The sequence below is a fragment of the Acinetobacter sp. PW68 genome, assembly GCF_020982655.1.
Lineage (GTDB): Bacteria > Pseudomonadota > Gammaproteobacteria > Pseudomonadales > Moraxellaceae > Acinetobacter > Acinetobacter towneri_A.
Genome location: NZ_JAHZSX010000002.1, coordinates 1 through 25499, shown reverse-complemented (window position 1 = coordinate 25499; position 25499 = coordinate 1). Strand labels below are relative to the sequence as shown.

At 38.6% G+C, this 25499-nt stretch carries 29 protein-coding genes and 7 pseudogenes; 16 read left to right on the top strand and 20 right to left on the bottom strand.

The window, feature by feature from the left end:
- Position 1: 1 nt before the first annotated feature.
- The gene (locus tag K1T76_RS13575; RefSeq protein ID WP_089606604.1) at positions 2 to 445 is read right to left on the bottom strand and encodes a hypothetical protein; all 444 of its coding nucleotides are present in this window, start codon (positions 443 to 445) and stop codon (positions 2 to 4) included.
- Between the two features lie 814 nt (positions 446 to 1259).
- Between K1T76_RS13575 and K1T76_RS15155 the strand changes: the two are divergent.
- The 5 genes and pseudogenes from K1T76_RS15155 to K1T76_RS13545 all read left to right on the top strand — a co-directional run.
- Positions 1260 to 1708: pseudogene (locus tag K1T76_RS15155) on the top strand (group II intron maturase-specific domain-containing protein); the annotation flags it as partial.
- A gap of 62 nt (positions 1709 to 1770) precedes the next feature.
- Positions 1771 to 2019 (top strand): annotated as a pseudogene (locus tag K1T76_RS13560) (DDE-type integrase/transposase/recombinase); the annotation flags it as partial.
- An 89-nt stretch (positions 2020 to 2108) separates the two neighbouring features.
- Entirely contained in the window at positions 2109 to 3128 is a 1020-nt protein-coding gene (gene istA / locus K1T76_RS13555; RefSeq protein WP_230245675.1) for an IS21-like element ISAba8 family transposase, read from the top strand.
- Positions 3128 to 3901 (top strand): IS21-like element ISAba8 family helper ATPase IstB, encoded by a 774-nt coding sequence (istB, locus tag K1T76_RS13550; RefSeq protein ID WP_075315049.1) that lies wholly within the window; start codon positions 3128 to 3130, stop codon positions 3899 to 3901. Before istA ends, istB begins: the two co-directional genes overlap by 1 nt.
- A gap of 74 nt (positions 3902 to 3975) precedes the next feature.
- Positions 3976 to 4218, top strand: a pseudogene (locus K1T76_RS13545) (integrase core domain-containing protein); the annotation flags it as partial.
- 48 nt (positions 4219 to 4266) lie between these two features.
- On the opposite strand, the gene K1T76_RS13540 reads toward K1T76_RS13545, so the two are convergent.
- The 3 genes from K1T76_RS13540 to K1T76_RS13530 all read right to left on the bottom strand — a co-directional run bounded on the left by K1T76_RS13540 (position 4267) and on the right by K1T76_RS13530 (position 7300).
- The gene (locus K1T76_RS13540; protein ID WP_152342630.1) at positions 4267 to 5466 is read right to left on the bottom strand and encodes a tyrosine-type recombinase/integrase; all 1200 of its coding nucleotides are present in this window, start codon (positions 5464 to 5466) and stop codon (positions 4267 to 4269) included.
- 471 nt (positions 5467 to 5937) lie between these two features.
- Positions 5938 to 6642, bottom strand: coding sequence for an IS6-like element IS1008 family transposase (locus tag K1T76_RS13535; RefSeq protein ID WP_230245674.1), 705 nt, complete (start codon positions 6640 to 6642; stop codon positions 5938 to 5940).
- A 298-nt stretch (positions 6643 to 6940) separates the two neighbouring features.
- Positions 6941 to 7300: a surface-adhesin E family protein gene (locus K1T76_RS13530; RefSeq protein ID WP_179989163.1), complete on the bottom strand. Its 360-nt coding sequence runs from the start codon at positions 7298 to 7300 to the stop codon at positions 6941 to 6943.
- Positions 7301 to 7471: 171 nt separating this feature from the next.
- Here K1T76_RS13530 and K1T76_RS13525 point away from each other — a divergent pair, with 171 nt between their 5' ends.
- Positions 7472 to 7666: a type II toxin-antitoxin system RelE family toxin gene (locus tag K1T76_RS13525; protein WP_230245702.1), complete on the top strand. Its 195-nt coding sequence runs from the start codon at positions 7472 to 7474 to the stop codon at positions 7664 to 7666.
- A 94-nt stretch (positions 7667 to 7760) separates the two neighbouring features.
- Here K1T76_RS13525 and K1T76_RS13520 read toward each other — a convergent pair whose 3' ends face one another.
- Positions 7761 to 8555, bottom strand: coding sequence for a hypothetical protein (locus tag K1T76_RS13520; RefSeq protein WP_031946098.1), 795 nt, complete (start codon positions 8553 to 8555; stop codon positions 7761 to 7763).
- 309 nt (positions 8556 to 8864) lie between these two features.
- On the opposite strand from K1T76_RS13520, the gene K1T76_RS13515 reads away from it, so the two are divergent.
- The gene (locus K1T76_RS13515; RefSeq protein ID WP_019838466.1) at positions 8865 to 9176 is read left to right on the top strand and encodes a BrnT family toxin; all 312 of its coding nucleotides are present in this window, start codon (positions 8865 to 8867) and stop codon (positions 9174 to 9176) included.
- Positions 9139 to 9453: a BrnA antitoxin family protein gene (locus K1T76_RS13510; RefSeq protein ID WP_019838467.1), complete on the top strand. Its 315-nt coding sequence runs from the start codon at positions 9139 to 9141 to the stop codon at positions 9451 to 9453. Before K1T76_RS13515 ends, K1T76_RS13510 begins: the two co-directional genes overlap by 38 nt.
- Before the next feature lie 68 nt (positions 9454 to 9521).
- Here K1T76_RS13510 and K1T76_RS13505 read toward each other — a convergent pair whose 3' ends face one another.
- Positions 9522 to 10025: a hypothetical protein gene (locus K1T76_RS13505; protein ID WP_104915066.1), complete on the bottom strand. Its 504-nt coding sequence runs from the start codon at positions 10023 to 10025 to the stop codon at positions 9522 to 9524.
- A gap of 205 nt (positions 10026 to 10230) precedes the next feature.
- Here K1T76_RS13505 and K1T76_RS13500 point away from each other — a divergent pair.
- A pseudogene (locus tag K1T76_RS13500) lies at positions 10231 to 10587 on the top strand (type II toxin-antitoxin system RelE/ParE family toxin).
- Positions 10580 to 10882, top strand: coding sequence for a helix-turn-helix domain-containing protein (locus K1T76_RS13495; protein ID WP_001140620.1), 303 nt, complete (start codon positions 10580 to 10582; stop codon positions 10880 to 10882). The pseudogene K1T76_RS13500 and the gene K1T76_RS13495 overlap by 8 nt, the downstream one beginning before the upstream one ends.
- 41 nt (positions 10883 to 10923) lie before the next feature.
- Here K1T76_RS13495 and K1T76_RS13490 read toward each other — a convergent pair.
- Both K1T76_RS13490 and K1T76_RS13485 read right to left on the bottom strand, forming a co-directional pair.
- Positions 10924 to 11085: pseudogene (locus K1T76_RS13490) on the bottom strand (IS6 family transposase); the annotation flags it as partial.
- Between the two features lie 77 nt (positions 11086 to 11162).
- Positions 11163 to 12137, bottom strand: a complete 975-nt coding sequence (locus K1T76_RS13485) for a calcium/sodium antiporter (RefSeq protein WP_104915062.1) — start codon at positions 12135 to 12137, stop codon at positions 11163 to 11165.
- 227 nt (positions 12138 to 12364) lie between these two features.
- Between K1T76_RS13485 and K1T76_RS13480 the strand changes: the two genes are divergently transcribed.
- On the top strand, positions 12365 to 13069 hold the full coding sequence (locus tag K1T76_RS13480; RefSeq protein WP_001067784.1) for an IS6-like element IS1006 family transposase: 705 nt from the start codon (positions 12365 to 12367) through the stop codon (positions 13067 to 13069).
- 158 nt (positions 13070 to 13227) lie between these two features.
- Here the strand turns inward: K1T76_RS13480 and ureC are convergent, their stop codons facing one another.
- The 9 genes from ureC to K1T76_RS13435 all read right to left on the bottom strand — a co-directional run bounded on the left by ureC (position 13228) and on the right by K1T76_RS13435 (position 21015).
- Positions 13228 to 14928 carry an urease subunit alpha gene (gene ureC, locus K1T76_RS13475; protein WP_043974056.1) on the bottom strand — a complete coding sequence of 567 codons (1701 nt, stop codon included), beginning with the start codon at positions 14926 to 14928 and terminating at the stop codon, positions 13228 to 13230.
- Between the two features lie 44 nt (positions 14929 to 14972).
- A complete protein-coding gene (locus K1T76_RS13470) occupies positions 14973 to 15281 on the bottom strand; it encodes an urease subunit beta (protein ID WP_005244909.1) in 309 nt (102 codons plus the stop codon).
- 19 nt (positions 15282 to 15300) lie between these two features.
- Positions 15301 to 15603 (bottom strand): urease subunit gamma, encoded by a 303-nt coding sequence (gene ureA / locus K1T76_RS13465; RefSeq protein WP_000422459.1) that lies wholly within the window; start codon positions 15601 to 15603, stop codon positions 15301 to 15303.
- Between the two features lie 100 nt (positions 15604 to 15703).
- A complete protein-coding gene (locus K1T76_RS13460) occupies positions 15704 to 16582 on the bottom strand; it encodes an urease accessory protein UreD (RefSeq protein WP_005244908.1) in 879 nt (292 codons plus the stop codon).
- Positions 16583 to 16653: 71 nt separating this feature from the next.
- Positions 16654 to 17220: a HupE/UreJ family protein gene (locus tag K1T76_RS13455; protein WP_005244906.1), complete on the bottom strand. Its 567-nt coding sequence runs from the start codon at positions 17218 to 17220 to the stop codon at positions 16654 to 16656.
- Between the two features lie 14 nt (positions 17221 to 17234).
- Entirely contained in the window at positions 17235 to 17849 is a 615-nt protein-coding gene (ureG, locus tag K1T76_RS13450; RefSeq protein WP_005100598.1) for an urease accessory protein UreG, read from the bottom strand.
- 17 nt (positions 17850 to 17866) lie between these two features.
- The gene (locus K1T76_RS13445) at positions 17867 to 18532 is read right to left on the bottom strand and encodes an urease accessory protein UreF (RefSeq protein ID WP_043974037.1); all 666 of its coding nucleotides are present in this window, start codon (positions 18530 to 18532) and stop codon (positions 17867 to 17869) included.
- Complete coding sequence (gene ureE, locus K1T76_RS13440) at positions 18519 to 19001, bottom strand: urease accessory protein UreE (protein ID WP_004637160.1); 483 nt, start codon at positions 18999 to 19001, stop codon at positions 18519 to 18521. The genes K1T76_RS13445 and ureE overlap by 14 nt, the downstream gene beginning before the upstream one ends.
- Before the next feature lie 406 nt (positions 19002 to 19407).
- Positions 19408 to 21015, bottom strand: coding sequence for a purine-cytosine permease family protein (locus K1T76_RS13435; RefSeq protein ID WP_230245673.1), 1608 nt, complete (start codon positions 21013 to 21015; stop codon positions 19408 to 19410).
- Positions 21016 to 21166: 151 nt separating this feature from the next.
- Here K1T76_RS13435 and K1T76_RS13430 point away from each other — a divergent pair.
- Positions 21167 to 21883: pseudogene (locus K1T76_RS13430) on the top strand (restriction endonuclease subunit S); the annotation flags it as partial.
- Between the two features lie 120 nt (positions 21884 to 22003).
- Here the strand turns inward: K1T76_RS13430 and K1T76_RS13425 are convergent.
- Together K1T76_RS13425 and K1T76_RS13420 are read right to left on the bottom strand one after the other, a co-directional pair.
- On the bottom strand, positions 22004 to 22708 hold the full coding sequence (locus K1T76_RS13425; RefSeq protein WP_230245671.1) for an IS6-like element IS1008 family transposase: 705 nt from the start codon (positions 22706 to 22708) through the stop codon (positions 22004 to 22006).
- Positions 22709 to 22775: 67 nt separating this feature from the next.
- Positions 22776 to 23018: pseudogene (locus K1T76_RS13420) on the bottom strand (recombinase family protein); the annotation flags it as partial.
- A gap of 213 nt (positions 23019 to 23231) precedes the next feature.
- Here K1T76_RS13420 and K1T76_RS13415 point away from each other — a divergent pair.
- Genes K1T76_RS13415 through K1T76_RS13405 form a run of 3 tightly spaced genes read left to right on the top strand, consistent with a single transcriptional unit; the run spans position 23232 to position 24179 of the window.
- Positions 23232 to 23567 carry a hypothetical protein gene (locus K1T76_RS13415; protein WP_161412403.1) on the top strand — a complete coding sequence of 112 codons (336 nt, stop codon included), beginning with the start codon at positions 23232 to 23234 and terminating at the stop codon, positions 23565 to 23567.
- Between the two features lie 49 nt (positions 23568 to 23616).
- Positions 23617 to 23796, top strand: a complete 180-nt coding sequence (locus K1T76_RS13410) for a hypothetical protein (protein WP_004679044.1) — start codon at positions 23617 to 23619, stop codon at positions 23794 to 23796.
- Positions 23793 to 24179 (top strand): type II toxin-antitoxin system death-on-curing family toxin, encoded by a 387-nt coding sequence (locus K1T76_RS13405; protein ID WP_161412404.1) that lies wholly within the window; start codon positions 23793 to 23795, stop codon positions 24177 to 24179. Before K1T76_RS13410 ends, K1T76_RS13405 begins: the two co-directional genes overlap by 4 nt.
- Position 24180: 1 nt before the next feature.
- Here K1T76_RS13405 and K1T76_RS13400 read toward each other — a convergent pair whose 3' ends face one another.
- Positions 24181 to 24732: a macro domain-containing protein gene (locus tag K1T76_RS13400; RefSeq protein ID WP_178319656.1), complete on the bottom strand. Its 552-nt coding sequence runs from the start codon at positions 24730 to 24732 to the stop codon at positions 24181 to 24183.
- Between the two features lie 61 nt (positions 24733 to 24793).
- On the opposite strand from K1T76_RS13400, the gene K1T76_RS13395 reads away from it, so the two are divergent.
- The coding region (locus K1T76_RS13395) for a PDDEXK-like family protein (RefSeq protein ID WP_230245670.1) at positions 24794 to 25499 on the top strand (706 nt) is incomplete at its 3' end.

Here is a 25499-nt window from a genome sequence, read left to right as displayed (position 1 = left end):
GTTAAGCCTCTATAGAATTTAGTGTTTGGAGTTTGGGTTGAATCATTACGAGTAGATTCGGGTAGCTAATTTCAGCATACCGGTCCAATGTGGATCTCATTCTGATAAGTAAGGAGGCATCAGTAACTAGCAGCATCTTCGCAAGGTAAGACATCGCTGAACGAAATGCCTTTAACCATTTACGATGTTGCTCAATACGGTCTATAGATTGTGATCGCATTTCCCGTCTTTGGGGAACTATACAATCTAGGCAACTTTCTAATGCACGTACTACATCAACCCAAGAAAGAACATTAAGAGCTTCTTCTAACTCTTTGGCTTGAATTTGTTGGTGCTCTCTTTCATCCATTAAATCAAATAGACGTCTGAGTTCCTGCATACGAACTTCATCCTCTCGTTTTAAACGAGATTCTTCAGTTTCAGTCCAGATAGCATCAGAATTCATAGGTACTCCTATTCAACAATAGGAGTATAGCACAGATAAAAGCACATTTAAAAGTGCTTTTAAAAAACTCTAATTAACCCTCTTTGCTACACGATGGCTTTGTTACACAAAGATTTTATAACTATATGATTTTAAAAGTTTTGATTATTTTTTGATCTAAAATTAAATCTATTTAAATCAGATGTCTACATATTTATGCAACAAAGCCCTTTTAAACTCAGTTAATTTTAGGGAGCATTACCCTCTATCATTCCAATTTCTAGTCAATGTACAAAACAACTTAGAAAACCAATGGTCAGCATTTCTCATGGACTTGCTACTTCAAGGCTATGGGCGAAAAGGGCTTTTAAATCAGCTGGGTTTTTCAATTAATGCAGAAGAACAAGCTGATTGGCCCCTACTGAAATCTGGGGCAGGTAATCCTATTGGTAATCTACTAATTAAAGAAGCTTATGACTGGATTCAAGATCATTTTCCAACTGTGAAACCTCGTGGATTTAGCCTAAGCGAAATTATTGAGAGGAAAGAAGATTTCATTGAGTCACTTGCATCATATGGTTTATTTGTTGCTGGTTCATCAGGTGTTCAAGGTGAATGGCCTAAATTATTACTAACACAAGGATATGATGGTTTCTTTTATTTAGATCACAGTCTTCCAGATCAACTCGCGGCAAAGCATTGGCTAGTTAAATTTAGTCGTGGAAATGATCAAAAACTTGAAAAAATACTGTTACATGAAGCAATCGACATGAAAATAGCTCGGTACTTAGGTCTAAGAGTATTAAAGGATTTGGAACTTCACCAGAGAACGCTATTTAATCCACGTTTTGATCGCCAAATTATCAAAGCAATGCGGCAGACTATTCGGAGATGGCATCTACATCTGATGTGTAATCGCGAATTAAGTGATTTATCTGCAATATTTAATCGGCTTTGTTGCATAAATATGTAAGCATCAGATTTAAATAAATTTAATTTTGGATTAAAAAATAATCAAAACTTTTAAAATCATATAGTTATGAAATCTTTGTGCAACAAAGCCTATTTAATCCAATTCTTCAAGGTTGGCAGCAGTACTATGGTCGTTTCTATGGTTCAGGGCTGTCAGCGCTCTGGCAGCATATGAATGCTTATCTTATACGCTGGATGAGGCGTAAGTATAAAAACTTGGCCCGTCACAAAAGACGGGCTAGATATGCCTTAGGGCGACTTGCGCGTTATTTTCCAAATGCCTTTGTGCACTGGAAAATGGGAGCCGGATGAGCTGAGAGGTTCACGTCCGGTTCTGCGAGGGGCTAAGGGTGAGATTCCTTTGGTCTACTCACCCGTATATTCAAACTCATTCAGGCTGGGTCTATACCGCCTTTATTATTGATGTGCTCTCACGAGCAATTGTTGGATGGAAAGTATCAACACGTATGAATACAGACATGGTGCTCGATGCATTGGAGCAAGCATTGCATGATCGAGGCATGCCAAAGAACGTGATTCACCATTCCGACAGAGGTGTGCAATATCTTTCCATTCGTTATACCAATCGTTTAGAAGCAGCAAATTTACGAGCTTCAGTCGGTATGTTAGCGGCAGTGTAAAAATGACCCCCTAATGGCATTTAAAAACTGACCCCCTTGGTTAATATAGCGGTCATTTTGGACTGCTCAACATGTTAACTTTGGAGCAAGCAGTGACAATCCAAATACTTCATCAACAAGGTAAATCTATTAAAGCCATTAGTCGTCAACTGGGGGTGTCCAGAAATACCGTACGTAAATATTTACGGCAAAACACCACACCTCAGTATCAGCGTATACAGCCTAGAATAAGTATCCTTGACCCATATAAACCCTATTTACTCCAACGTGTAAATGCAGCTCATCCTGAATGGATTCCTGCTGTTGTGCTCTACCAGGAAATTTTAAGGTTGGGATATCCAGGAAAGATCAGGATATTGAGGGAATATCTTGCAACATTAAAACCAGTTGCCAAACCGGAACCGATCATTCGTTTTGAAACCCAACCTGGCCAACAAATGCAGGTGGATTTCACCACGATTCGACGCAACAACACGACTTTAAAAGCCTTTGTCGCAACATTAGGGTATTCCAGAGCGACTTTCGTGAAATTTTATGATCATGAACGTACCGATGCATGGATCGATGGTCTAGAAAATGCATTTCAGTTCTTTGCAGGAGTACCTCAAGAAATCCTGTTTGATAACGCTAAAACGATCATGATTGAACGGGATGCCTATCAGGAGGGGCAGCATAAATGGAATCCCAAACTGCTCGACTGCGCCAAGAAATACAGCTTTCGTCCTCGCGTATGTAAGCCCTACCGTGCACAGACCAAAGGCAAAGTTGAACGCTTTAATGGATACCTCAAATCAAGCTTTATTGTGCCATTGAAAGCAAGCCTGAAGACTTCGGGTTTACTGTTAGATGTTGATGTCGCCAATGCCCACATTGGCCGGTGGCTGCATGAAACCGCCAATCAGCGGATTCATGCCACCACGCAAGAAAAACCGGCTGTTCGACTGCAACAGGAGCAGCAAAAATTTACGCCATTACCGCAATCAGATACAGGTTCCAGCACTGTACCTGTTGCAGCAGCACAGCATGTCATGCCCTACGAGAGTTTGCAGCATCCCTTATCTGTATATGACCAGTTGCTGGGAGTTTCCTGATGAATCTGCAATACGACCGCATAGAGCAGCTTTGCCAAAAGCTCAATCTGCCTGCCATCGCATCACAATGGTCACATCATGCACAACAAACATTAGGTCAGGATGGAAGTTATGCCGACTTTGTTGAAGCGATCTTGACGCATGAATATGCTGCCAGGCAACAGCGCAGTCAGCAGGTACTGATGAAACTCTCAGGCCTGCCTCAAGTCAAAACCCTGGAAGACTATGATTTTAATTATGCCCTAGGGGCCCCTAAATCACAGGTGATTGAACTGTTCAATCTGAGCTTTATTACTAGAGCAGAAAATGTGGTGTTTCTCGGGGCTAGCGGAGTAGGAAAAACGCACTTATCTATGGCATTAGGCTATAAGGCCATCATGAACAACATTAAGATCAAGTTCATTACCGCCGCCGATCTCATGCTGCAACTAAGTACAGCCTACCAGCAAGGTAAACTGAAAACCTATATGCAACGTGCGGTACTGGGACCAAAGTTACTGATTATCGATGAAATTGGTTATTTACCGTTTGGACGTGAAGAAGCGAATCTGTTCTTTAACGTGATTGCCAAGCGTTATGAAAAAGGCAGTACGATATTGACGAGTAACTTACCCTTTAGCCAATGGTCTAAGTCATTTGCGGATGATGTTACGTTGACCGCTGCGATGTTAGATCGGCTATTACATCACTGTCATGTGGTACAGATATCGGGTGAGAGTTATCGTTTGAAGGATAAAAAAAGAATTGGGATTCAGCCGCAGGTTGAAACTTAATACGAGATCAAAGGGGTCAATTTTACTTCGCCATTTTTAAGGTAAAAGGGGTCAATTTTAAAATGCCGTTGACAGGTACAACCGGTAATTCATATGATAATGCTTTGGCTGAAACGGTGAATGGCTTATACAAAACAGAGGTGATTGAATATTTAAAAGCAGATTGGCAAGGTTTAGCGGATGTACAACTTGCGACACTAAACTGGGTAGATTGGTTCAATAAAAAGTGTGTACACAGTGCACTGGGTTATGTATCGCCTTTTGAGTTTGAAGCAATGTACTATGATAAGATTAACCCGTTAGGTCAGGTGGCCTAACTTAAATAAAAAAGTCTCCGACAAACCCGGTACGGTTCAGTACGATTTTCACTTACTAGTACTTAAATAATCACCCCACCACTGCATCATTTCAGTCCGTTGAGCTAAATAGTCAGCGTGATTATAGCTGGCACGGGTACGGTTTTTATCAATATGTGAAAGTTGTGCCTCAATCCAATTATCTTGGAACAAACCTGAGTCATTCAAAATGGTACTAAAAGTAGAACGTAGTCCATGAGAAGATAGTTGATGTTTGCCATACCCCATCTTACGTATGGCCATATTTAGAGTATTAAAATGAATCGGTTGATTGTGTTTGCGAGGGCTAGCAAAAAGGTATTTTTCACCGTATGACCACTGCATGACGTCTTTCAAAATCTCTAAAGCCTGATTTGAAAGTGGAACTACAAAATCTGGAATCTCATGGCCTAATATGACTTTTCGTCGAAACTGTTTAATATGCAAGGCAGGTATTTTCCATATTTTTTCATTTAAATCAAAATGATGAGGCTCAGACAATAACAATTCAGCCCCTCGCACTCCAGTATATAATTTAAACATCAGTGCTTTTTTAATAATCGGATGGGCATCCAATTTTTGTAATTTATACTTAAAATCAGATATATCCTCCGCTTTCAAATACGGATAATTTTTCTTGATTTTACTGTTAATGGCGATTTTATTTAAACCATGCGCGATGTTGAATTCACAATAACCCATCGCTACAGCGTAGTCATAAATTTGGTTCAAATAACTACAAGCTTTCTTGACAGGTTCTTTTACTTGGCGTCCCTCTATTTTTTTGATTACTGAAACCAGGTCATAACGCTTGATGTTTTGAAAAGGTAGATCCTGAAGGTCTGGATAAATATCTTGCTGTAAGCATCTTTCTGCTAACTGTAGTACACCACAGCGGGGTAGATCGTTGAAGGCATTTTTCAGTTTGAACTGTAACCACTCCTCCCCGACCTTACCAAAGGTGATGACATTAGAGGCAGTATCTTGTTCAAAACAGAAATCATTGTCTTTAAAGTCATCTCTGACTTGTCGTGCCTTTTTCAGCGATAAATCAGGATAAAGACCTAACTGAATGCGTCGACGTTTTTTAGTTTGTGGATCTGTATAGCGATAGCACCAAGATTTTCTTCCACTCGGCTCAATCTTCAGGCTAAGCCCATCTTCATCGGATAAAAAACTGGTTTTTTCCTTACAATGAGCTTGGCGAACTTTAATTTCAGTAAGACTCATGGAATTTAAATGAAACCTAACAATGGGTTGATTGGATCAATTATATCAAAATAGAACGCTTTATGTATGATGCGTATATTACGCATCATATAAATATTTATATATATGTTTTTTATATATATTATTTTGATATTCCACATTGTAGTAACCAAAAAAGTAACCACTGTTAAAATCTGTATTAAGTAACAAAAATCAGTGATAGTTAAATACTCTTCTGCAATGGGTTTGTTTTACAGACCTAGTAACCGAACCTTAATTATTTGAGGCAATATTTCGGTTTTGTCGCATGAAGTCGATCTTCAGCTACTATTGAATTTTGTAGGAGCTGAATATGTCACCAAGGGAGGTCATTTTTACACTGCCGCTAACAGAACTCCGCCTGAGCAAAAAAAACGGCTGCTTTACGTAGAATTTCATTCGGCACTGTTGCAAATAGAGATTTGAGTCGATGATGTTCCCTTTAAAAAGTGCTTAGAAACCGAAAACCCTGTTGATTAGACACACTTCACCCTGAGGCTGACCATAATAAAATGACGATGCTTGTCCTTTACGTAGTGCACGCATGACTTCAATACCTTTAATTGTGGCATAAGCCGTCTTCATAGATTTGAATCCTAATGTGGCCCTGATGATTCGCTTTAACTTACCATGATCACATTCAATGACATTATTTTTATACTTAATCTGCCTGTGCTCAATATCTACTGGACATTTTCCTTCTCGCTTTAACCGTGATAAAGCATGGCCATAGGTCGCTGCTTTATCTGTATTGATGACCCGTGGAATTTGCCATTTTTTCACCGTATTGAAGATCTTTCCTAAAAAACAATAGGCTGATTTACTGTTCCGTCTAGCGGAAAGGTAAAAGTCAATCGTATGACCACGTTGATCAACTGCACGATACAGGTAAGTCCATCGCCCCTTCACTTTGATATAAGTCTCATCCATATGCCATGAATGTAAATCTGTAGGGTTACGCCAATACCAGCGTAACCGTTTTTCCATTTCTGGAGCATAACGCTGAACCCAACGATAAATTGTACTGTGATCCACATTTATGCCTCGTTCAGCGAGCATTTCTTTAAGTTCACGATAGCTGATGCCATATTTACAATACCAACGAACAGCCCAAAGAATGATTTCACCTTGAAAGTGCCGACCGTGGAAGGGATTCATCTGCTGTATCTCGAAATAAATAAGATATTTAGCTTATCATGTCAGCCTATTTGCAACAGTGCCTTAAAAAGTGGGAGCTTAAGGGGTGCAGTTCGAAGGCTCCCATTTTTATGAGGCTATAAAAAGGGAGCTTTAGAGACTGTAAATAAAACTGTATTTACACAGAATTATTTACACCCTCGTGTGACAGTGCCGCCCTAAATTAAATAACAAATTTTTTCTATCTTTACTCTTGAATTGTCATTTAGATCAGGATAACTACAATAATTCTCTGATCCCCCAAATCTCTCAAGTTTTTCTAATATTTTCCTGTACATACCTCCCTTTTAAGCGTATCTAGATTTGTATTTGGAATTATATATTCTTCTTTTGTAGGTTCCATAGCTATTGGATCACCTGTTACTTCTTTGTACATAACTCCTCCTAGTCTTCGGAATTTTTCTTGTTCGCAATCTATCTCATATAGAACTGTTGACCTATTCTTCTCCTCTTTAAACTCGGTTTCTACCCAAGCTCTTGTTATTTTGGGATTCTTTGTACTATTTAATTTTATAATTTTAGATTGATAATTTGCATTATCTATAATTATTTTTGCAAATATATTTTGAGCATTAAGAACCATTACGCTGATTAATGTAATTTTTAATAGTCTTTTCACCTACTTAGTCTCTTTAAAGCTAATTTCCAGAAATATACTTATATTATTTCTGTTGTTCAATTTATTTTTTAATTTAATAATTTTAAATGGGTTAAATGGGTAAGGACACACAAATGGGAAAAACTCCCTGTTGCTATACGAGATCAATTTAAGAAGTAACTAGCCAAAGTCATAGAGCAGCCACATATTCCAAAGAATATGCTGAGAGGCAATCTTGCAGGTTGCTATAAAATTAAATTATTAAAAGCTGGTGTCAGATTTGTCTATCAATTTAAAGATGATCAGGTAGTTATCTTGCTCATCACAGTCGGGAAACGAGCTGATAGCATAGTTTATGACGAAGCTAAAAAGCGTATTAAAGACTAAAAATGGGAGCTTATAGCTCCCATTTTGAATGGGTTCTAACATTTTGACTTTGCATAGCACCTATTATATTAATTTTAGGAATACTTAAGTTTAGTTAAGAACAATAGTCTTGTTTAAATCTTGAATAAGGAACATTTCTACGTTGTGTTAGATCTTTCCCTTTTAAATCATTGGCTAATTTATCTGATAATTCTTCACTAGATTTTATTTTGTTTGGAACCCATGAATAAGCATGTCTAGGTAAAATTTCAAAAAGATTAGTCATACCAGGTACATAAGAATACTTAAATTGAGTATAAACTTGATCATAGAATCCCTTACAGATTCTATCATTTTCTTTTGAAACTAAATTTCTATTCATAGATGTTGAGAAGTCATATAAGCTCCCATTTTTGTATTCATAATCATATTTTTTCCCAGTTTTAGGACTTTGGCTTGATGTTATTTTTATACCTGAATTAAGCTCTGAAATAGTAATATCTAATGACTCTTTGAATTCAATAGTTTCAGATTTAATTAATTTTGCTAGATCGTTAAACTCATATATAAAATAATGGCTTTCTGGGCTACTCATACCAAACCATGCGCCACATGTACTTGTTACAACATAAGTATTCTGCTGTTGCTTATATATCTTTTCTAAGATTTCACATTGTGGGTCGATCTCACTAATAAAACCAGCATTTCTATTATTGTTCTCAATAGAAAATGGATACTGTTTTACATATAACTCACTGTATTTATTTGTTATTTTATATAAACCAATATTTTCTGGATAACCTTCATTATTTTTTATAAATTTGAATGGCTTAACTTCAATGGCATACGCAACACTACCAGCCATTATGAGAATATTTAGTAGAAATATTTTAGAAAGAGGACTTTTCACTTTAAATACCTTATAAGTTTAAATTATAAAGTAATTTTAGCTACTAATTAAAAAAAAAGGTGAAATATTCAATTATTAATTGTCCATTTAACATAATGGCGATTATATGCAATACACTTGTATATTAATGTAAATATCAAAGATTTAAAAATTTAGCTCTAGCCAAAAAATGCCCAAAAAGCCGATTTTGAAACAAGTCGGCTTTTTTATGTTCGATTCTGTAAGATTTTGCCAATAGAAAATGGAACAACTTTGCAAAATTTACAATTTTGTATTAACATTTTTATATTAACAAAAAGCGATGCAACTATGGAAATTGAGTTTTCATGGGATGAGCATAAAGCAGATACAAACCTCAAAAAACATGGTGTAGCTTTTGAAGATGCAACATTGGTTTTTTATGATGCTCATGCCGTCTTCAAACAGGATCGCTTTGAGAATGGTGAATATCGTTGGCAAGCGATAGGTCTCGTACACGGGAAGACAGTTTTATTAGTAGCCCATACTGTGCAAGATCATAATGGGATTGATCATATCCGTATTATTTCAGCACGACAGGCAGAGAAAAAAGAGAGGAAACAGTATGAACAAAACCGTTACTTACAAAGTGGATTTGAATAACCCTCCTGTTTTATCTGAAGAACAAAAGACAAGACTTGAGGCTTTAGCTAAACGCCCAGACAGTGAAATAGACTTTTCGGATATTCCTGAACTTGATAAAAGCTTTTGGAAAAATGCAGTTCAAAATCCGTTTTATAAGCCAACTAAACAAGTGACAACTGTTCGCATTGATGCCGATGTTATGCAGTGGTTAAAGGCTCAAGGTAAAGGCTATCAGACACGAATGAACAAAATTCTGCGTGAGGCTATGTTGAATGATTTGAAAAATCATCCATAAAGAACGAGGACTAAGCCTCGTTCTTTATGAAGTAATATTTAGCCTGTAGAATTAAAATGACGGATAAGTTATTTTTTAAATTTTTCAATGCTCCCAGGTAAAGCGAGTCTTGGTGCACAGTAATCAGGTAGCTTTTCACCTAACTTCATTTTTTCATCATAAAAAGCTATTCCTGAAAATTGTAAAGACTCACCTAATCTATAAAGCTCTTTTGATTTAATATTTTTTAGACCTATCACCTTATTCTGATTATCGAAAAAGACCTCATATTGTTTAGGTATGACTAGAGTATGCATAGTTTCTCTATCACCTCTTACTATGATGGATAAACAATTATTATGAAGAGTTAAATTTCCTTGAAAGATTGCTTCTAGTTGAGCTAAATTTGGATCAAACCTTACATTTTTAGCTAAAATAAAAAATTGCTTATAGTCACTTTTTAGAGGTTTGATATTAGTATTTTCAGTGGATACTGACGGATCGATATTGCTGTTATTAATTTCATTAGTATCGAAAAAACAGCCATTTAGAAAAAACAAACTGAATACTAAAATATAAGACTGAATTTTCATGCTCACGTTTTCCTTCTATCTATTTTTATAAAATTCATGACCAAATTATTCTGGTATGTTTTGCTTTAATTATCCTAGCATTAACTACTCATATATAAAAAACCCCGGCAGGATACCGGGGTTTTTTATTGCCTATCCTTTCTCATTTGCAAAACAAACATAATGCCCCTAAAATATAGACTATAATCTATATTTTGATTGTGGTATGTGGACAGTCATTACGACAGATCTATTTAATGAATGGCTTGAACAGCAAGATGAATCAACACAAGAGAAGGTTTTAGCTGCTTTGGTTGTTCTGCAACAACAGGGACCGAGCTTAGGCCGCCCTTTAGTAGATACCGTGTATGACTCTAAATTTACCAATATGAAAGAGCTTCGTGTTCAACATCGTGGTAAACCACTCCGAGCTTTTTTTGCATTTGATCCATTACGATAGGCCATTGTGCTGTGTATTGGTGATAAAGGTGGTAAAAAGCGATTCTATACAGAGATGCTAGCGATTGCAGATCAACAATATGAACTTCATCTCTCAACATTAGGAGATAAATCTAATGGCTAAGACTCTGCAAGAATTGTTAGCTAGCCGCTCTCCAGAGAGCCAAGCCCGTATTCAAAAAATGGCTGATGAATTACTGCTAGAAAATCAGCTTCATCTTATTCGTGAAGAACTCGAAATTTCTCAAAAAGAGCTTGCTGAAACTTTGGGAATAAAACAGCCATCGCTTTCAGCAATAGAAAATCGTGGCAATGATCTTAAGATTTCAACCATGAAAAAGTATGTTGAGGCAATGGGTGGGAAGCTCCGTATTGATGTAGAGCTTCCAACAGGAAAACATATAGGATTCAACGTTTAACAATAAAAATGGGAGCTATAGGCTCCCATTTTTAGATTCGTATAACGTTGAACCCAACGGTAAATAGTCGTGTGATCAACATTCACCCCCCGTTCGGCCAGCATTTCCTGCAGTTCACGATAGCTAATGCCATATTTACAATACCAGCGCACAGCCCAAAGAATGATTTCGCCCTGAAAATGCCGACCATGGAAAGGATTCATATGCTGCACCTTTAGCTAAAACAGTCTTCAGCTTACCATTCGTGGTTATTTGCAACAGTGCCATTATTAGTAACTTGCTACAGACTGACCGTCTGAATTAACCAGACAGTATAGCCGACGAAAAATAGTACTAAAGTAGTGCCAGAAGTACGACCGAATACACGCTTGGTTTTAAATGCAAATAGACACATCACAAACAGTAGTAAGGTTAAGAGACTCATCGCTAATATATCACGCGACAGAATAATGCTACTCGGAGTAATAGGCGCAATGAGTGCTGCTATACCTACGACTCCTAAAGTATTAAAAACGTTAGAGCCTATAATATTACCCAAAGCCATATCATGCTCACCTTTACGTGCGGCCGACAAGCTCGAAACTAATTCAGGCAGTGACGTACCGATAGCGACGATAGTGAGACCAATGATAAGCTCACTCAAGCCCCATAAAGTAGCAAGTTCAGTAGCGCCCCAAACGATAGCGCGCGAGCTTAGTATTAATACGAACAAACCAAGAAATAACCTACCTAAACCTTGTGCCATACTGTGTTCAGCCTTTGCAGTTTCTTCTACAGTATCGTCTTCATGTTCGTGGTTGCCTTCACGCATGCTCAAGATGATTTGTATGCCTAAGACAACGACTAGAAGCACTATCAATACTATACCGTCGGTATTACCTAAGACACCATCGCTTAATTGCCAAGCAGCTACTGCCGTCACCAACAGTAGTAAAGGCATATCACGATTGATAATACTTTTTCGGATAATAATTGGACTTATTAATACCGTTGCGCCTAATACTAAGGCGATATTAACAATGTTAGAACCATAAGCATTACCCAATGCCAGCCCAGGGCTACCTTCTAAAGCAGCTAACATGGACACTATCATCTCTGGTGCTGAAGTGCCTACACCTAGAATGATGACACCAATCAAAAAGCTGGGTACATTCAGCTTATTAGCTAAAGCGACGGCACCATCAATAAAAACATCAGCACTCCAAACCAAGATTGCTAGACCTACTACTACTACTGCTAGCATTGCTAACCACATCAGTGCGTTTCCTTATAAAAATTAGAGTAATCGTTAAGAAAAATGGGCATAAAAAATTGAGCAATAGAAGGCTCAGTTTTATAGTAGCATAAGCAACCAGCGCAATTATGAGGAAAGGTATTATTGTTTTTTATACTTTGAAGTCCTTAATGTCTCATTCAGTCTGGCACTGTTGCAATTAACCACGAATGGTAAGCTGAAGACTGTTTTAGCTAAAGGTGCAGCATATGAATCCTTTCCATGGTCGGCATTTTCAGGGCGAAATCATTCTTTGGGCTGTGCGCTGGTATTGTAAATATGGCATTAGCTATCGTGAACTGCAGGAAATGCTGGCCGAACGGGGTGTGAATGTTGATCACACGACTATTTACCGTTGGGTTCAACGTTATGCTCCTGAAATAGAAAAACGTTTACGCTGGTATTGGCGTAATCCTACAGATCTGAGCTCGTGGCATATTGATGAAACCTATGTAAAAGTGAATGGACGATGGTCTTATCTGTATCGTGCAGTCGATCAACGTGGCGATACCATTGATTTTTATCTTTCTTCTAGACGTAATACCAAATCAGCATATTGTTTTCTTGGAAAAATTTTAAATAATGTGAAGAAGTGGCAAATTCCACAAGTGATCAACACGGATAAAGCACCCACATATGGACGTGCTTTATCACGGTTAAAACGGGAAGGTAAATGTCCACCAGACCTTGAGCACAGGCAGATTAAGTATAAAAATAACGTGATTGAATGTGATCATGGCAAGCTAAAGCGGATCATCAGGGCCACATTAGGATTCAAATCTATGAAGACGGCTTATGCCACAATTAAAGGTATTGAAGTCATGCGTGCACTACGTAAAGGACAAGCATCGTCATTTTATTATGGTCAGCCTCAGGGTGAAGTGTGTCTAATCAACAGGGTTTTCGGTCTCTAAGTACTTTTTAAAGGAAACATCATCGACTCAAATCTCTATTTGCAACAGTGCCCAATATCATCAGAGCTACAATACTCTTACAATATCAATCATTAAAGTCTGCATCACACCAAACATGATCCGCAGACTGAATATTTTAGGTCTTAAAAAGATAATCTTTAAAATAAAAAATAACGCTGAGCCATTGGTAATACCTCTGCTGGCTCACAAGTTAAATGCACGCCATCTGCCCGTACTTCGTAAATTTCTGGATCAACTTCCATCACTGGTGTATAGGTGTTGTGCTTCATGTCAGCTTTGGAAATATTACGCGTGTTTTTACATGCAGAAATGATTTTCTTCAGACCTAATTTTTCCGCTACGCCATTGTTAATTCCTGCCTGAGACAAGAAGGTAATACAGGTGTTATGTGCACCGCGCGCATTTGCGCCAAACATGGGACGGTAATGCACAGGCTGTGGTGTTGGAATGGACGCATTGATGTCACCCATTGGCGCTGCTGCAATCATACCGCCTTTAATAATCATGGCAGGTTTAACACCAAAAAATGCAGGTTTCCACAGCACCAAGTCTGCCAGCTTGCCTTCTTCGACCGAGCCGACTTCATGACTTAAACCGTGGGTAATGGCAGGGTTAATTGTATATTTCGCAATATAACGTTTAACCCGCTGATTATCGGTATGTGGCGTATCACCTTCCAGCGGTCCACGCTGTACTTTCATTTTATGTGCCGTTTGCCATGTACGTATAATCACTTCACCCACACGCCCCATTGCCTGTGAATCGGACGACATCATGGAAATTGCACCCAAATCCTGCAAAATATCTTCGGCGGCAATGGTTTCACGACGAATTCGACTTTCGGCAAATGCAACATCTTCTGAAATTGCAGGATCTAAATGATGACAAACCATCAGCATGTCCAAATGCTCATCAATGGTATTAACGGTATAAGGACGGGTGGGATTGGTCGAAGATGGCAACACATTGGCTTGACCAATGGCTTTTAAAATGTCGGGGGCATGTCCACCACCCGCACCTTCGGTATGATAGGTGTGAATGGTGCGTTGCTTAAATGCCGCCAGCGTTTCTTCCAAGAATCCGCTTTCATTTAAAGTATCGGTATGAATGGCAACCTGAACATCGTATTCATCGGCAACCGTTAAACAGTTATCGATGGCAGCAGGGGTTGAACCCCAGTCTTCATGCAGCTTTAAACCCACGACGCCTGCTTCAATCTGTTCGCAGATAGGATCGGGCAAACTCAAATTTCCTTTGCCCAATAGCCCAATATTCATGGGTAAATCATCGATGGCTTGCAACATGGTCGCAATATGCCATGGTCCCGGTGTAACCGTGGTTGCAGATGTCCCTGCTGCTGGACCTGTTCCGCCACCAATCATGGTGGTTGTACCAGACATGAGTGCAGTTTCTACCTGTTGCGGGCAAATCCAGTGAATATGTGTGTCAATGCCACCTGCGGTGAGAATTTGACCTTCCCCCGCAATCACTTCCGTGGCAGCTCCCAACGGAATGGTAATATTGGGTTGTATATCTGGATTTCCTGCTTTACCAATTTTCCAGATACGACCATTCTTTAAACCGACATCGGCTTTCACAATGCCCCACCAATCGACAATGAGCGCATTGGTAATGACGGTATCTGCAACATCATCTGCCAATAATTGGGATTGCCCCATGCCATCTCGGATGACTTTACCGCCACCGAATTTAACTTCTTCACCATAAGTGGTCAGGTCTTGTTCGACTTCAATAAAAAGTTCCGTATCCGCCAAGCGAACACGATCCCCTACGGTTGGTCCGAACATTTCCGCATATGCACGACGTGACATTTTCATCATAGATTACTCTAAATTCTTAAAAAAGATTTTGATAGCCTAAATTAGTCAAGTTTCCCCATCACTCGACCCGCAAAGCCATACACTTCACGCTTTCCAGCTAGTGCCACCAATTCGACATCTCGGCTCTGACCCGGCTCAAAACGTACTGCGGTGCCCGCTGCAATATTCAAACGGTAGCCTTTGGCACGCTCGCGCTCAAATTGCAAAGCATCATTGGCTTCATAAAAGTGAAAATGCGAACCAATTTGAATCGGTCGATCCCCTGCGTTCGCAACCGTTATTTTTAGGGTTTCACGTCCAACATTTAACTCAATATCGCGATCTGGCGTAATTACTTCACCTGGAATCATCTTTATTCCTTATAGTTCTTTACATAATCGGTTGATGTACAGTCACCAGTTTTGAGCCATCTGGAAAGGTTGCTTCAACTTGGACTTCAACAATCATTTCTGCAATGCCATCCATCACATCATTGCGGCTGAGTAAAGTCGTGCCGTAGTGCATCAACTCGCTTACGCTCATGCCATCGCGTGCACCTTCAAGCAAGGCAGCAGAAATATACGCAATCGCTTCAGGATAATTCAGCTTTAAACCACGTGCTTTACGGCGCTCTGCAACCAAGCCCGCGGTAAAAATTAAAAGTTTGTCTTTTTCTGTTGGATTTAATTCCATATCTTTTACCTATTTAAACGTGGAGATGCTTCGCTCATGAGCCGTGCATGACCAAAAATCGTTGTGTCATTTGGTCTTGAAATTACAGGCTAAAATCACTTTATGTTCTCCAAATACGAGGAAATTCTTCATCCAGATCGTACCAATAGCGTCTTAATCTAGCTCTGATAGCAGCAAAAGCATCATGACATTGCCGAACATCATTCCCCAAATAGCGCGCACAAACTACATCATCCAAAACCGTTAAGGTGACGGGTACATCCATACGCATCATCAGTTCACGGATTAAATCCAGATGCTCTTCTAAATCTAGACTGGCACGATATTGCACGGGAGGCACGGCCCAGAAACTTCCCATCACAGATTGACCATGCATGCCTAGGCATGAACTTAACCAACGGTCATTTCCCTTAAAACTTAAGGTATCGGCAACCAACAAAGTCTGATTACGAAACAGTTTGAACATGTTGATATAGGCACCATCACTAAATTGCTCTTCACGTGCTTGGCGACCAATCACCAACATGTCCCAACCAATAAAACTGGCTGCCTGATCCAAATGGATGATGGTTTCTGAATGCGCATTCGCACCATTAAACAGCATGGTTTCTTGCGGCAACCATTCAAAAATAGCATTAGCATTTAAACTTATATTGATATGCTGATAGGCCTTTTTACCATTGGTTTTGTACCATTTACCTGCGCCAGGGGTGGTCACTAAGGCATGTGCCTGCGGGCCGACAGACATATCAAAAGTCAGGTGATCCCCACCCGCAATGCCCGCAGGGGGATGCACAATAATGGCATGGCAAACCCCTGTTTTTTCAGGCCAAAGCATTTTTTGTACCCGCACTGGACCATAATGTTTGCGGTGATGTAACACTGTGCATTCAGGCTCTTTTTGAGCCTGAAAGCCGAGTTCCAACTTGGCAAACCATAATTGGGCATCATGCGTTCGACTGACGGTTAAATCCTGCATGCTTCCTCTGCGTGATGAATACCAATAATCTGGTGTGCTGAAACTTGTTCATCAAAATGACCTGAATATCATTAAGCCAAACCAATCAATGCAACAACTGCAGCAATTCCACCGACAATTTTCTTACCATGTGGCACATATTTTTGTACCAAAGCGCCTAAACCCAATCCACCTGCGTAGATGCAAGACATTGCAACAACCATGCCGAAGACTAAACCGATCACATGACCTGAATGATTCAATTCGGCACCATGCGCCATGCCATGAAAACTTGCTAAAACCATGGTCGCAACTGCAAATAGTTGATTGGCTTTGGTCCATAGGGCAATGGCAAGAACAGATAAGGAGAAAACAATGCCGTATTCAGCAATATTCGCAGACACCACATGCAATTGCCCAAGGCTAAAACCTGCAATCATGGCAATAACTAAACCCAACAATCCGCCTACTTTCCATCGATTAGCCGCTGACCACAGCAGCACACCAAAAGCGATCGCCATCGTGAGGTGATCAATTCCAGTAAAGGGATGAATAAAGCCCGTTAAAAAACTATTCTGTTGTTCATGACCAGGATGTGCCATTGCCCACATTGGAAAAGCTGCGGCGAAAGTGGCTAAAGTTCTTTTTAAATAAGTCATTGTGTTTCCCCGAATTACGCTTTGAATAGACCTTGTTTTTCAATGAACGAAATAATAATTTCCAGACCTTCTTTGGTTTTCATATTGCTAAACAAGAACGGCTTATCACCACGCATACGTTTAGCATCTTGATCCATCACACTTAAATTTGCACCGACCATTGGTGCCAAGTCTGTTTTATTGATAATCAACAAATCAGATTTGGTAATGCCCGGACCACCTTTACGTGGAATCTTTTCTCCCCCTGCCACATCAATCACATACAGGGTTAAATCTGAAAGTTCTGGACTAAACGTAGCCGCTAAATTATCCCCACCACTTTCAATAATAATCAGCTCAAGCCCATCGAACTTTTCGCACAAGTCATCAATTGCCGCGAGGTTAATAGACGCATCTTCACGGATGGCGGTATGCGGGCAACCGCCAGTTTCTACCCCAACAATACGCTCTGGAGACATGGCTTCATTACGGGTTAAAAAGTTTGAATCTTCTTTGGTATAAATGTCATTGGTGACGACTGCCATATTATATTTTTCACGCAAGGCCTGACATAAATTCAAAGTTAGCGCTGTTTTACCTGACCCGACTGGTCCACCAATTCCTACACGTAATGGGCTACGTTGTGACATGTTTTTTCCTCTTAAAATTATGATCTGAATAGTCTTGAATACTGGGTCTCATGGTGCATACTCAGCATGGCATATTGCGGTAAGGCACTACTGATTTCAGTGTCTTGCAGCTCCAGTGCACGCGCAATTGCTGCAGGAATAAGCGCATGTAAATGCCACAAAATACGCTGACCACTCATCTGCCCAAGCGGTACGGTTTTGACTGCCGCCAAGACCTGATTTTCTAAAACGGTAAAGGTATACGCTGTAAGTACTTCGGATTGATTTAGCCCCAAGGTGCCACACAGGCTTCCATACACTGGAACAAAGCCCAGCTGTTTTTTGACTTTAACGGGTTGCTTTAATACGTCTCTAATCCATGCATTTAAAGAAAATGCCAACTGTTTCGATTCCGCCAGTAACTCTTTACTCTCACGACTGGCGCGATAAAAATTTGCCCAGTAAGTAAAATTTTCTTCGTCATCACTGTATTGCATTAAACGTTTCAGCACAGGTAACTCAAAACGAACCAAGAGCATTTCCAGCACTTCTTCAAAATAAGCCATGCTGGAGGCTTCATCATGAATCAGCCCTTGATCAATGGCACTTTCCACGCCTTGCGAATAACAATATGCCCCAATCGGTAACGCAGTTGATGACAAGGTCAACAGGCTGAGTAGTTGCGATGGATTAGTGATGGACATGATGTAAAGTCTTGATTGGGCTTAAGCGATGATCATGTTGATGTTGTGCATAGGCACCGCTTTCAGGTTCAAAAGGATGATCTACCTCTGCAACGTTTAATCCCAAACCCACTACCATTTCAGCCAGTACATGATCTGGTTCGAAATATAATGCTGTTGGCGTCAACATTAAGGGAACATGACGATTGCCGAGATGATATGCAGCTTTTAATAAATCAAATTCTTGCTGAGCCGAAACTTTCATCAGTTTTTCTGGTTTCGCTTCAACTTTAAGAATATTTCCGCTCTCCGTCGAAATATATGACCCACTGCGTAAAATGCCTGTACGCGGCAAATCTGCACCAATATCCACCCCATTTTTTAAAGTTGCACGAAAACGGCTCTTTTGGCGCGTATCGAAAGTCAGCTCAATGACATCAAAGTCACAATTTTCTGTAACTACTTCTAATCGTTGAGTATAAATTTCCATTTTTTCTCCATGCTTGACTTTGTTTTAGGACTGCTTTTGATCCAAATTGATTCAAAATATAAATCGCTTTCACAAAATGCACCACCCCAACGTTCAAAGCAATTATTGCACCAATTTTTCTACATACACCACATTTAAGCGTATATATTGCTCAGAAACTCCAAATGAAAACTTCAAGAAAATATGATTTCTCATTTAAATGATGTCAGGACATTTAAGACAAAAATAGCAGCTGTCGGGTTATTCGAGATGGATGTTGTATCCACTCTTTGGATTAGAATAGATTTTCCCGCACTTTTTATAGAGTTTTCCCCAATCAATATTAAAAAACCCTGATGCAAAATCATCAGGGTTATTGATTTGATCGAAATTCAGCTTATTAAAAAGCAGATATCTGAAAAATCATTTATTTTTCCAAAGTCTTACATAGAGAACAAATAACACCTTTGTGCTTATGTGAATACATAATATCAGGTCTTTCATAATCTTCATCACATGACACACAATGATAAACTGTTGCTATAGGTAGCCCAGTAGCATCATAACGTGGTTCTTTTACCCCATCATCTGTAGCTTTAATATAATATTTTCCTTTCGTAATTAAACCCATGATTGGAGTCAAAACAAAGCCCAAAATCAGAGCAATTAAAGGTGAATATGGCATTAGAAATTCACCCAACATGCCAAAAAAGGTTGCAATGGAGACTCCTGCAGCGACAAGAAATGACACCATACCTACTGGGTTTATATTATAAAGCATATCACGGCGATACTCTGGTTCTTTTGGAGAGAGTTTCAATAAGTATTTATTCACTGTGATATCAGTCGCTACAACCACAACCCATGCAATGGCAAAATTAGAATAAAAACCTAAAATCTTACCAAGCACTGCGAACATATTACCTTCCATCAACGCAAGAGCAATTGCAAGGTTAACCAATACAAATACAATACGACCTGGATAATGCTTGCTGATACGTGTATAAGCACTGGTCCATGCCAATGAACCCGAATATGCATTCGTTACATTAATCTTGATTTGTGAAATAACAACCAAAATTACCGCTAAAGTAAGTGCAAACCAACCTGGAAGCATATCATGGAAAGCTGCGTTAAACTGTTGTACAGGTTCCGTGCTATCAACCCCAGGAATTTTAGTCAGCAAATAAAAACCAAGGAAAGCACCAATAATTTGTTTGATTGCGCCTAGAATTACCCAACCTGGACCCGCTGAAATAACAGCTATCCACCACGCTTTGCTATTTTCTTTAGTTTTTGCAGGCATAAAACGTAGGTAATCAATTTGTTCACCAATTTGCATAATTAAAGATAGACAAATTCCAGCACCCAACATAATTGCAGCCACATCTATTGCTGCAAAACCACCATTTCCAGCATAAGCAGCGAATTGACTTACAAGCTCAGGTTCTTGATAAATCAAATAAGCAACAGGGCCAATCATTAAGATCAACCAGATAGGTGTGGTCCAAACTTGTAAAGTACTTAAGGCTTTCATCCCATAAATGACCAATGGAATAACCATAATAGTAGAAATGAGATAGCCCATCCATAAAGGAATTCCGAGCCCAAGCAATAAGCCTTGAGCCATGATAGAACCTTCGAGAGCGAAGAAAATAAAAGTAAAACTTGCAAAAATAATACTCGTCAGTACCGATCCAAAATATCCAAAACCAGCACCACGCGTAATCAGATCTAAATCGATATTATAGCGAGCTGCATAATAAGCTAATGGAAGACCTGTTAAAAAGATAATAAGTGCAGCAAATAAAATAGAAAAAATGGCATTCGTTGTCCCATATGTCATACCAATGCTAGCACCAATCGAAAAGTCTGCCAGATATGCAATACCTCCTAATGCCGTAATTGCGACGACTTTAGGACTCCAACGACGGAAACTATATGGAGCATAACGTAAAGTATAGTCTTCAAGTGTTTCGTTTGCAGCAGAAGATGGCTTTTCAATAAAAGTATCTTGCATATGTTGATTTTGCATACCAAAAAATATCTCTGAGTTTCATACTTCTCACCAAAATGCAAAATTAATGCCAACATTTAATTTTTCTATCAAATTTTTAGGATTTAGCCCAACAGTGCCAGATAGATTACGTTTGTATTTTGACGATTTTAAAGTTATTAGAATTAATGCCCCATCAAAAGAAGAACAAACCAAAATCGCCTCTTTTCTTTCAGCAGTGGATGAAAAGATTAGTCAGCTTTCGCAAAAACTCCACCTTCTGAGCCAATATAAACAAGGCATGATGCAAAAGCTGTTTAGTCAGCAGATTCGTTTCAAAGCGGATGATGGTAGTGAGTTTGGGGAATGGGAGGAAAAGGAACTTAAAGATGTAGTAGAAATTAATCCTAAAGCTAAAAAATTACCTGAAAATTTTATTTATATTGATTTGGAAAGCGTTGAAAAAGGGCGACTGTTACTTCAAAAACATATTGAGCTACAGGATGCACCAAGTCGAGCACAAAGATTATTAGCTAAAGGCGATGTACTGTTTCAAATGGTTCGTCCTTATCAGCAGAATAATTATTACTTCAACTTAAGTGGTGAGTATGTTGCCTCAACAGGCTATGCTCAAATTCGTACAAAATTGGATTCTAAATTTATCTACTATGCTTTACATGAAAAGACGTTCTTAGATGAAGTTATGAATCGTTGTACAGGTACAAGTTACCCTGCGATTAATAGTTCGGATTTATCTTCAATAGAAATACTTATTCCTTGCCTCGAAGAACAAACCAAAATTGCTGACTTCTTATCAAGCATCGACCAAAAAATTGATGTTGTTTCAGAGCAGCTAGAACAAGCCAAGCTTTGGAAAAAAGGGCTGTTACAGCAAATGTTTGTTTGAATATCTAGAAAGCCAATCAAACCATCTGATTGAAAGACGTTGAGGGTAAAACATCACCGTATGTTTCGGGCACTGTTGCAAATAGAGATTTGAGTCGATGAAGTTCCTTTTTAAAAGTGCTTAGAGACCGAAAACCCTGTTGATTAGACACACATCACCTTGAGGCTGACCATAATAAAATGACGATGCTTGTCCTTTACGTAGTGCACGCATGACTTCAATACCTTTAATTGTGGCATAAGCCGTCTTCATAGATTTGAATCCTAATGTGGCCCTGATGATCCGCTTTAACTTACCATGATCACATTCAATGACATTATTTTTATACTTAATCTGCCTGTGCTCAATATCTACTGGACATTTTCCTTCTCGCTTTAACCGTGATAAAGCATGGCCATAGGTCGCTGCTTTATCTGTATTGATGACCCGTGGAATTTGCCATTTTTTCACCGTATTGAAGATCTTTCCTAAAAAACAATAGGCTGATTTACTGTTCCGTCTAGCGGAAAGGTAAAAGTCAATCGTATGACCACGTTGATCAACTGCACGATACAGGTAAGTCCATCGCCCCTTCACTTTGATATAAGTCTCATCCATATGCCATGAATGTAAATCTGTAGGATTACGCCAATACCAGCGTAAGCGTTTTTCCATTTCTGGAGCAGAACGCTGAACCCAACGATAAATTGTGGTGTGGTCAACATTCACACCTCGTTCAGCGAGCATTTCTTGAAGTTCACGATAGCTGATGCCATATTTACAATACCAACGAACAGCCCAAAGAATGATTTCACCTTGAAAGTGCCGACCATGGAAGGGATTCATCTGCTGTATCTCGAAATAAATAAGATATTTAGCTTATCATGTCAGCCTATTTGCAACAGTGCCCATTGAAGTCATGTTGGGTTAGTCGTGATAGCCGATCCACACTTTCAACAAGTAATGCATCTCCTTGGTTTGCTTCCTGCAGCAACTTATTCAGCTCTGGCCGTTCTAGCTTTGTTCCACTGTAATGCTCAACATAGATGATTGGCTTCCCCAATTCCAACGAGTTGTTGAGAGCATTCAGTTCAGCCAATGCCCTTTCTGCATCCTGATCTTTGGTAGAGGCGCGAAGATAGATTCGTGTATTCATGTTTTATCATTTGTACTTAAATTATAAAGTCCTATGATAACACTGTCATTTGATTATGGTTTCAAGTCTAATGATAGTAGCTATTTACCGTTTCGCTGTTTCTCATTCGGGTATACTCTTTTGATAAAAAAAGCATAACTAAAAGCCATGCCTTGGGAATTCGTATAACGTGTATTATGTTAATTTTAGAGAAATTAAAAATACAGGTTGATAATGAACATAGGGATTTTTTGGTATTGGAATAATAAAGTCATAGGTATAGCTCATGTGTTTAATTTAGGTGATGCTGATTCAATTGGCTTAATTGATAGTCCTTACACGCATATCGAGTATTGGAAAAATGTACAAAGTGAATATCCAGAGCTTAGAGCTTATGAATATGAGCAGATTCCACGAGGTCGGGTAATTTACGATATGAACAAAGATAAAGTAATTGTCTATATGGATAAGACATTATTTACTTCCCGAACCGCATCTAAGATTTATGATTTCTTTGATATAGACTCTGAGTCAGCTATTCCTAGAAAAGATCCTCACTATCGCACCTAATTGTAAAATTTGAGCTAAAATAAACATCTCTATTAATGGAGCTATGAATATGAGAAAACGCTTAAAAGACTATAGCCTTGATCAAGTTTCAAATCGCCAAAAAGTTTCAGGTCAAGTATTACCAATTCAATTTAGCAATGATGAAGCAACAAAACGTGTTGTGATGCATAGTGCTAAACGAGTTATTAATCAGCATAAAGCGGAACTTCAAGAGCTCGCTTATAAATGAGTTTAATCAGCTCTACGTTTGTTATAGCAGTACATGACGAAATACTAGTACAAACTGGTGTAGGACGGGCAGGCTGCCATATTGAAAAACTAGAAAGTGTTTTAAGTCGTATAGATCAACAGATGTATTACAGCGATGTAAGCGATATATTTGAGATCGCTGCCTGGTTTGGTATAGCAATTTCAAAAGGGCATGCTTTTGTTGATGGTAACAAACGAACTGGCTTAGCTGTGATGCTGACTTATCTTGAAATCCAAGGAGTCACTATTCAAGAGCAAACAGGTTTAGATGATCTAATGGTTGATATTGTTGAGTCACAAGAAGAACATGAATTATTAGCTAAAATTGTAGCTGAATTCTTATATGAACTCTCAATTATTTAATCTAAGAAATTAGGATTTGAATATTCGGATCCTCAATTTTTGACAGAATATTTTTATAAATTATAAAGTTTTCTTCTTCACGACAAATAAAGAATACCTCTTCAACATGCTCGTATTGAGGTAATAAAGATAGAATTGTTCCAATGGCAATCTCAGAAGCTAATTGTCGAGGAAAACCATACACGCCTGTACTAATATTAGGAAAAGAAACAGTAGATGCATGAAATTCATTTGCCTTGAAAAGCGCATTACTATAAGCATCACAAAGTAACTGTGGCTCATTACGCTCACCATCAAACCATCTTGGTCCAACTGCATGTATTATATATTTTGCAGGTAAATTACCTGCGGTAGTTACCTCTGCCTGACCTGTTGGACAACCGCCTTTTTCTTTATTTAAGCGAACACATTCGGCTTTCATTAATGGTCCTGCTTTTTTATGAATAACATAATCAAGCCCACTACCACCAAGTAAAGATTTATTTGCTGAATTAACGATAGCTTGTACTGGAAATCTTGTAATATCCGCATGAATTAACGTAATTTTATGCATATACTATAAATTCCAATAATTAAGCCTTTTAACGTAAATATTTTAATAATAAGGAGAAATTATGCAACCAAAAGGTTTACTTAATTTCTTAGATGAGGTTGTTCGAGAAAAAAAAGTACATTCGTTATTTTTAAATCGATATCAAAGTATTCTAGCACCAAATTTTTCTATTTTTAGCTACTTTCGTACAGATGAATTAACACTTAGTAATATCCTAGGCGATCTACTAAACCCTTACGGGAGTCATGGACAAGATTATCTTTTTATTAAAAAATGGATTGAAATTAGAAAAAATGAATTAGATGAATGTTGGCAAAAAATTAACTTAGATAAATCTAAAATTACAGTGAAATTAGAAGAAACGAATTGGCGCTTAGATACTTTAAGAAGGATGGATATCCTAGTTGAGATTTACTTTAATGGTGAAAATTACGCATTGTGTATTGAAAATAAACCTTTTGCTGTCGATCAAAAGAATCAACTCAAAGATTATGCTGATGAATTAGAACAACGATATTCCAACCGATGGCAACTTATATATTTGTCCGGTGATGGGAAAGAACCTAGCAAATACAGCATCTCCGAAGAAGAATCTAAATTGCTACAATCTCAACGTAAACTCTTGATCTTAGGTTATGCAGATTTAATTGAATGGTTAACTGAGGGTATTCTTTATACGAAAAATGACCGTGTTAAAGTCTTTCTAGAAGAGTTGAAGCTATATATTTCGCAAGTTTTTATTACCTTACTTAGTAGAGAAGAACAAA

What these genes read in the sequence shown, in the direction of transcription:
- K1T76_RS13575 (WP_089606604.1), bottom strand. Translation starts at nt 445, where the DNA reads ATGAATTCTGATGCTATCTGGACTGAAACTGAAGAATCTCGTTTAAAA.
- istA (WP_230245675.1), top strand. Translation starts at nt 2,109, where the DNA reads ATGTTAACTTTGGAGCAAGCAGTGACAATCCAAATACTTCATCAACAA.
- istB (WP_075315049.1), top strand. Translation starts at nt 3,128, where the DNA reads ATGAATCTGCAATACGACCGCATAGAGCAGCTTTGCCAAAAGCTCAAT.
- K1T76_RS13540 (WP_152342630.1), bottom strand. Translation starts at nt 5,466, where the DNA reads ATGAGTCTTACTGAAATTAAAGTTCGCCAAGCTCATTGTAAGGAAAAA.
- K1T76_RS13535 (WP_230245674.1), bottom strand. Translation starts at nt 6,642, where the DNA reads ATGAATCCCTTCCACGGTCGGCACTTTCAAGGTGAAATCATTCTTTGG.
- K1T76_RS13515 (WP_019838466.1), top strand. Translation starts at nt 8,865, where the DNA reads ATGGAAATTGAGTTTTCATGGGATGAGCATAAAGCAGATACAAACCTC.
- K1T76_RS13510 (WP_019838467.1), top strand. Translation starts at nt 9,139, where the DNA reads ATGAACAAAACCGTTACTTACAAAGTGGATTTGAATAACCCTCCTGTT.
- K1T76_RS13505 (WP_104915066.1), bottom strand. Translation starts at nt 10,025, where the DNA reads ATGAAAATTCAGTCTTATATTTTAGTATTCAGTTTGTTTTTTCTAAAT.
- K1T76_RS13495 (WP_001140620.1), top strand. Translation starts at nt 10,580, where the DNA reads ATGGCTAAGACTCTGCAAGAATTGTTAGCTAGCCGCTCTCCAGAGAGC.
- K1T76_RS13485 (WP_104915062.1), bottom strand. Translation starts at nt 12,137, where the DNA reads ATGTGGTTAGCAATGCTAGCAGTAGTAGTAGTAGGTCTAGCAATCTTG.
- K1T76_RS13480 (WP_001067784.1), top strand. Translation starts at nt 12,365, where the DNA reads ATGAATCCTTTCCATGGTCGGCATTTTCAGGGCGAAATCATTCTTTGG.
- ureC (WP_043974056.1), bottom strand. Translation starts at nt 14,928, where the DNA reads ATGAAAATGTCACGTCGTGCATATGCGGAAATGTTCGGACCAACCGTA.
- K1T76_RS13470 (WP_005244909.1), bottom strand. Translation starts at nt 15,281, where the DNA reads ATGATTCCAGGTGAAGTAATTACGCCAGATCGCGATATTGAGTTAAAT.
- ureA (WP_000422459.1), bottom strand. Translation starts at nt 15,603, where the DNA reads ATGGAATTAAATCCAACAGAAAAAGACAAACTTTTAATTTTTACCGCG.
- K1T76_RS13460 (WP_005244908.1), bottom strand. Translation starts at nt 16,582, where the DNA reads ATGCAGGATTTAACCGTCAGTCGAACGCATGATGCCCAATTATGGTTT.
- K1T76_RS13455 (WP_005244906.1), bottom strand. Translation starts at nt 17,220, where the DNA reads ATGACTTATTTAAAAAGAACTTTAGCCACTTTCGCCGCAGCTTTTCCA.
- ureG (WP_005100598.1), bottom strand. Translation starts at nt 17,849, where the DNA reads ATGTCACAACGTAGCCCATTACGTGTAGGAATTGGTGGACCAGTCGGG.
- K1T76_RS13445 (WP_043974037.1), bottom strand. Translation starts at nt 18,532, where the DNA reads ATGTCCATCACTAATCCATCGCAACTACTCAGCCTGTTGACCTTGTCA.
- ureE (WP_004637160.1), bottom strand. Translation starts at nt 19,001, where the DNA reads ATGGAAATTTATACTCAACGATTAGAAGTAGTTACAGAAAATTGTGAC.
- K1T76_RS13435 (WP_230245673.1), bottom strand. Translation starts at nt 21,015, where the DNA reads ATGCAAAATCAACATATGCAAGATACTTTTATTGAAAAGCCATCTTCT.
- K1T76_RS13425 (WP_230245671.1), bottom strand. Translation starts at nt 22,708, where the DNA reads ATGAATCCCTTCCATGGTCGGCACTTTCAAGGTGAAATCATTCTTTGG.
- K1T76_RS13415 (WP_161412403.1), top strand. Translation starts at nt 23,232, where the DNA reads ATGAACATAGGGATTTTTTGGTATTGGAATAATAAAGTCATAGGTATA.
- K1T76_RS13410 (WP_004679044.1), top strand. Translation starts at nt 23,617, where the DNA reads ATGAGAAAACGCTTAAAAGACTATAGCCTTGATCAAGTTTCAAATCGC.
- K1T76_RS13405 (WP_161412404.1), top strand. Translation starts at nt 23,793, where the DNA reads ATGAGTTTAATCAGCTCTACGTTTGTTATAGCAGTACATGACGAAATA.
- K1T76_RS13400 (WP_178319656.1), bottom strand. Translation starts at nt 24,732, where the DNA reads ATGCATAAAATTACGTTAATTCATGCGGATATTACAAGATTTCCAGTA.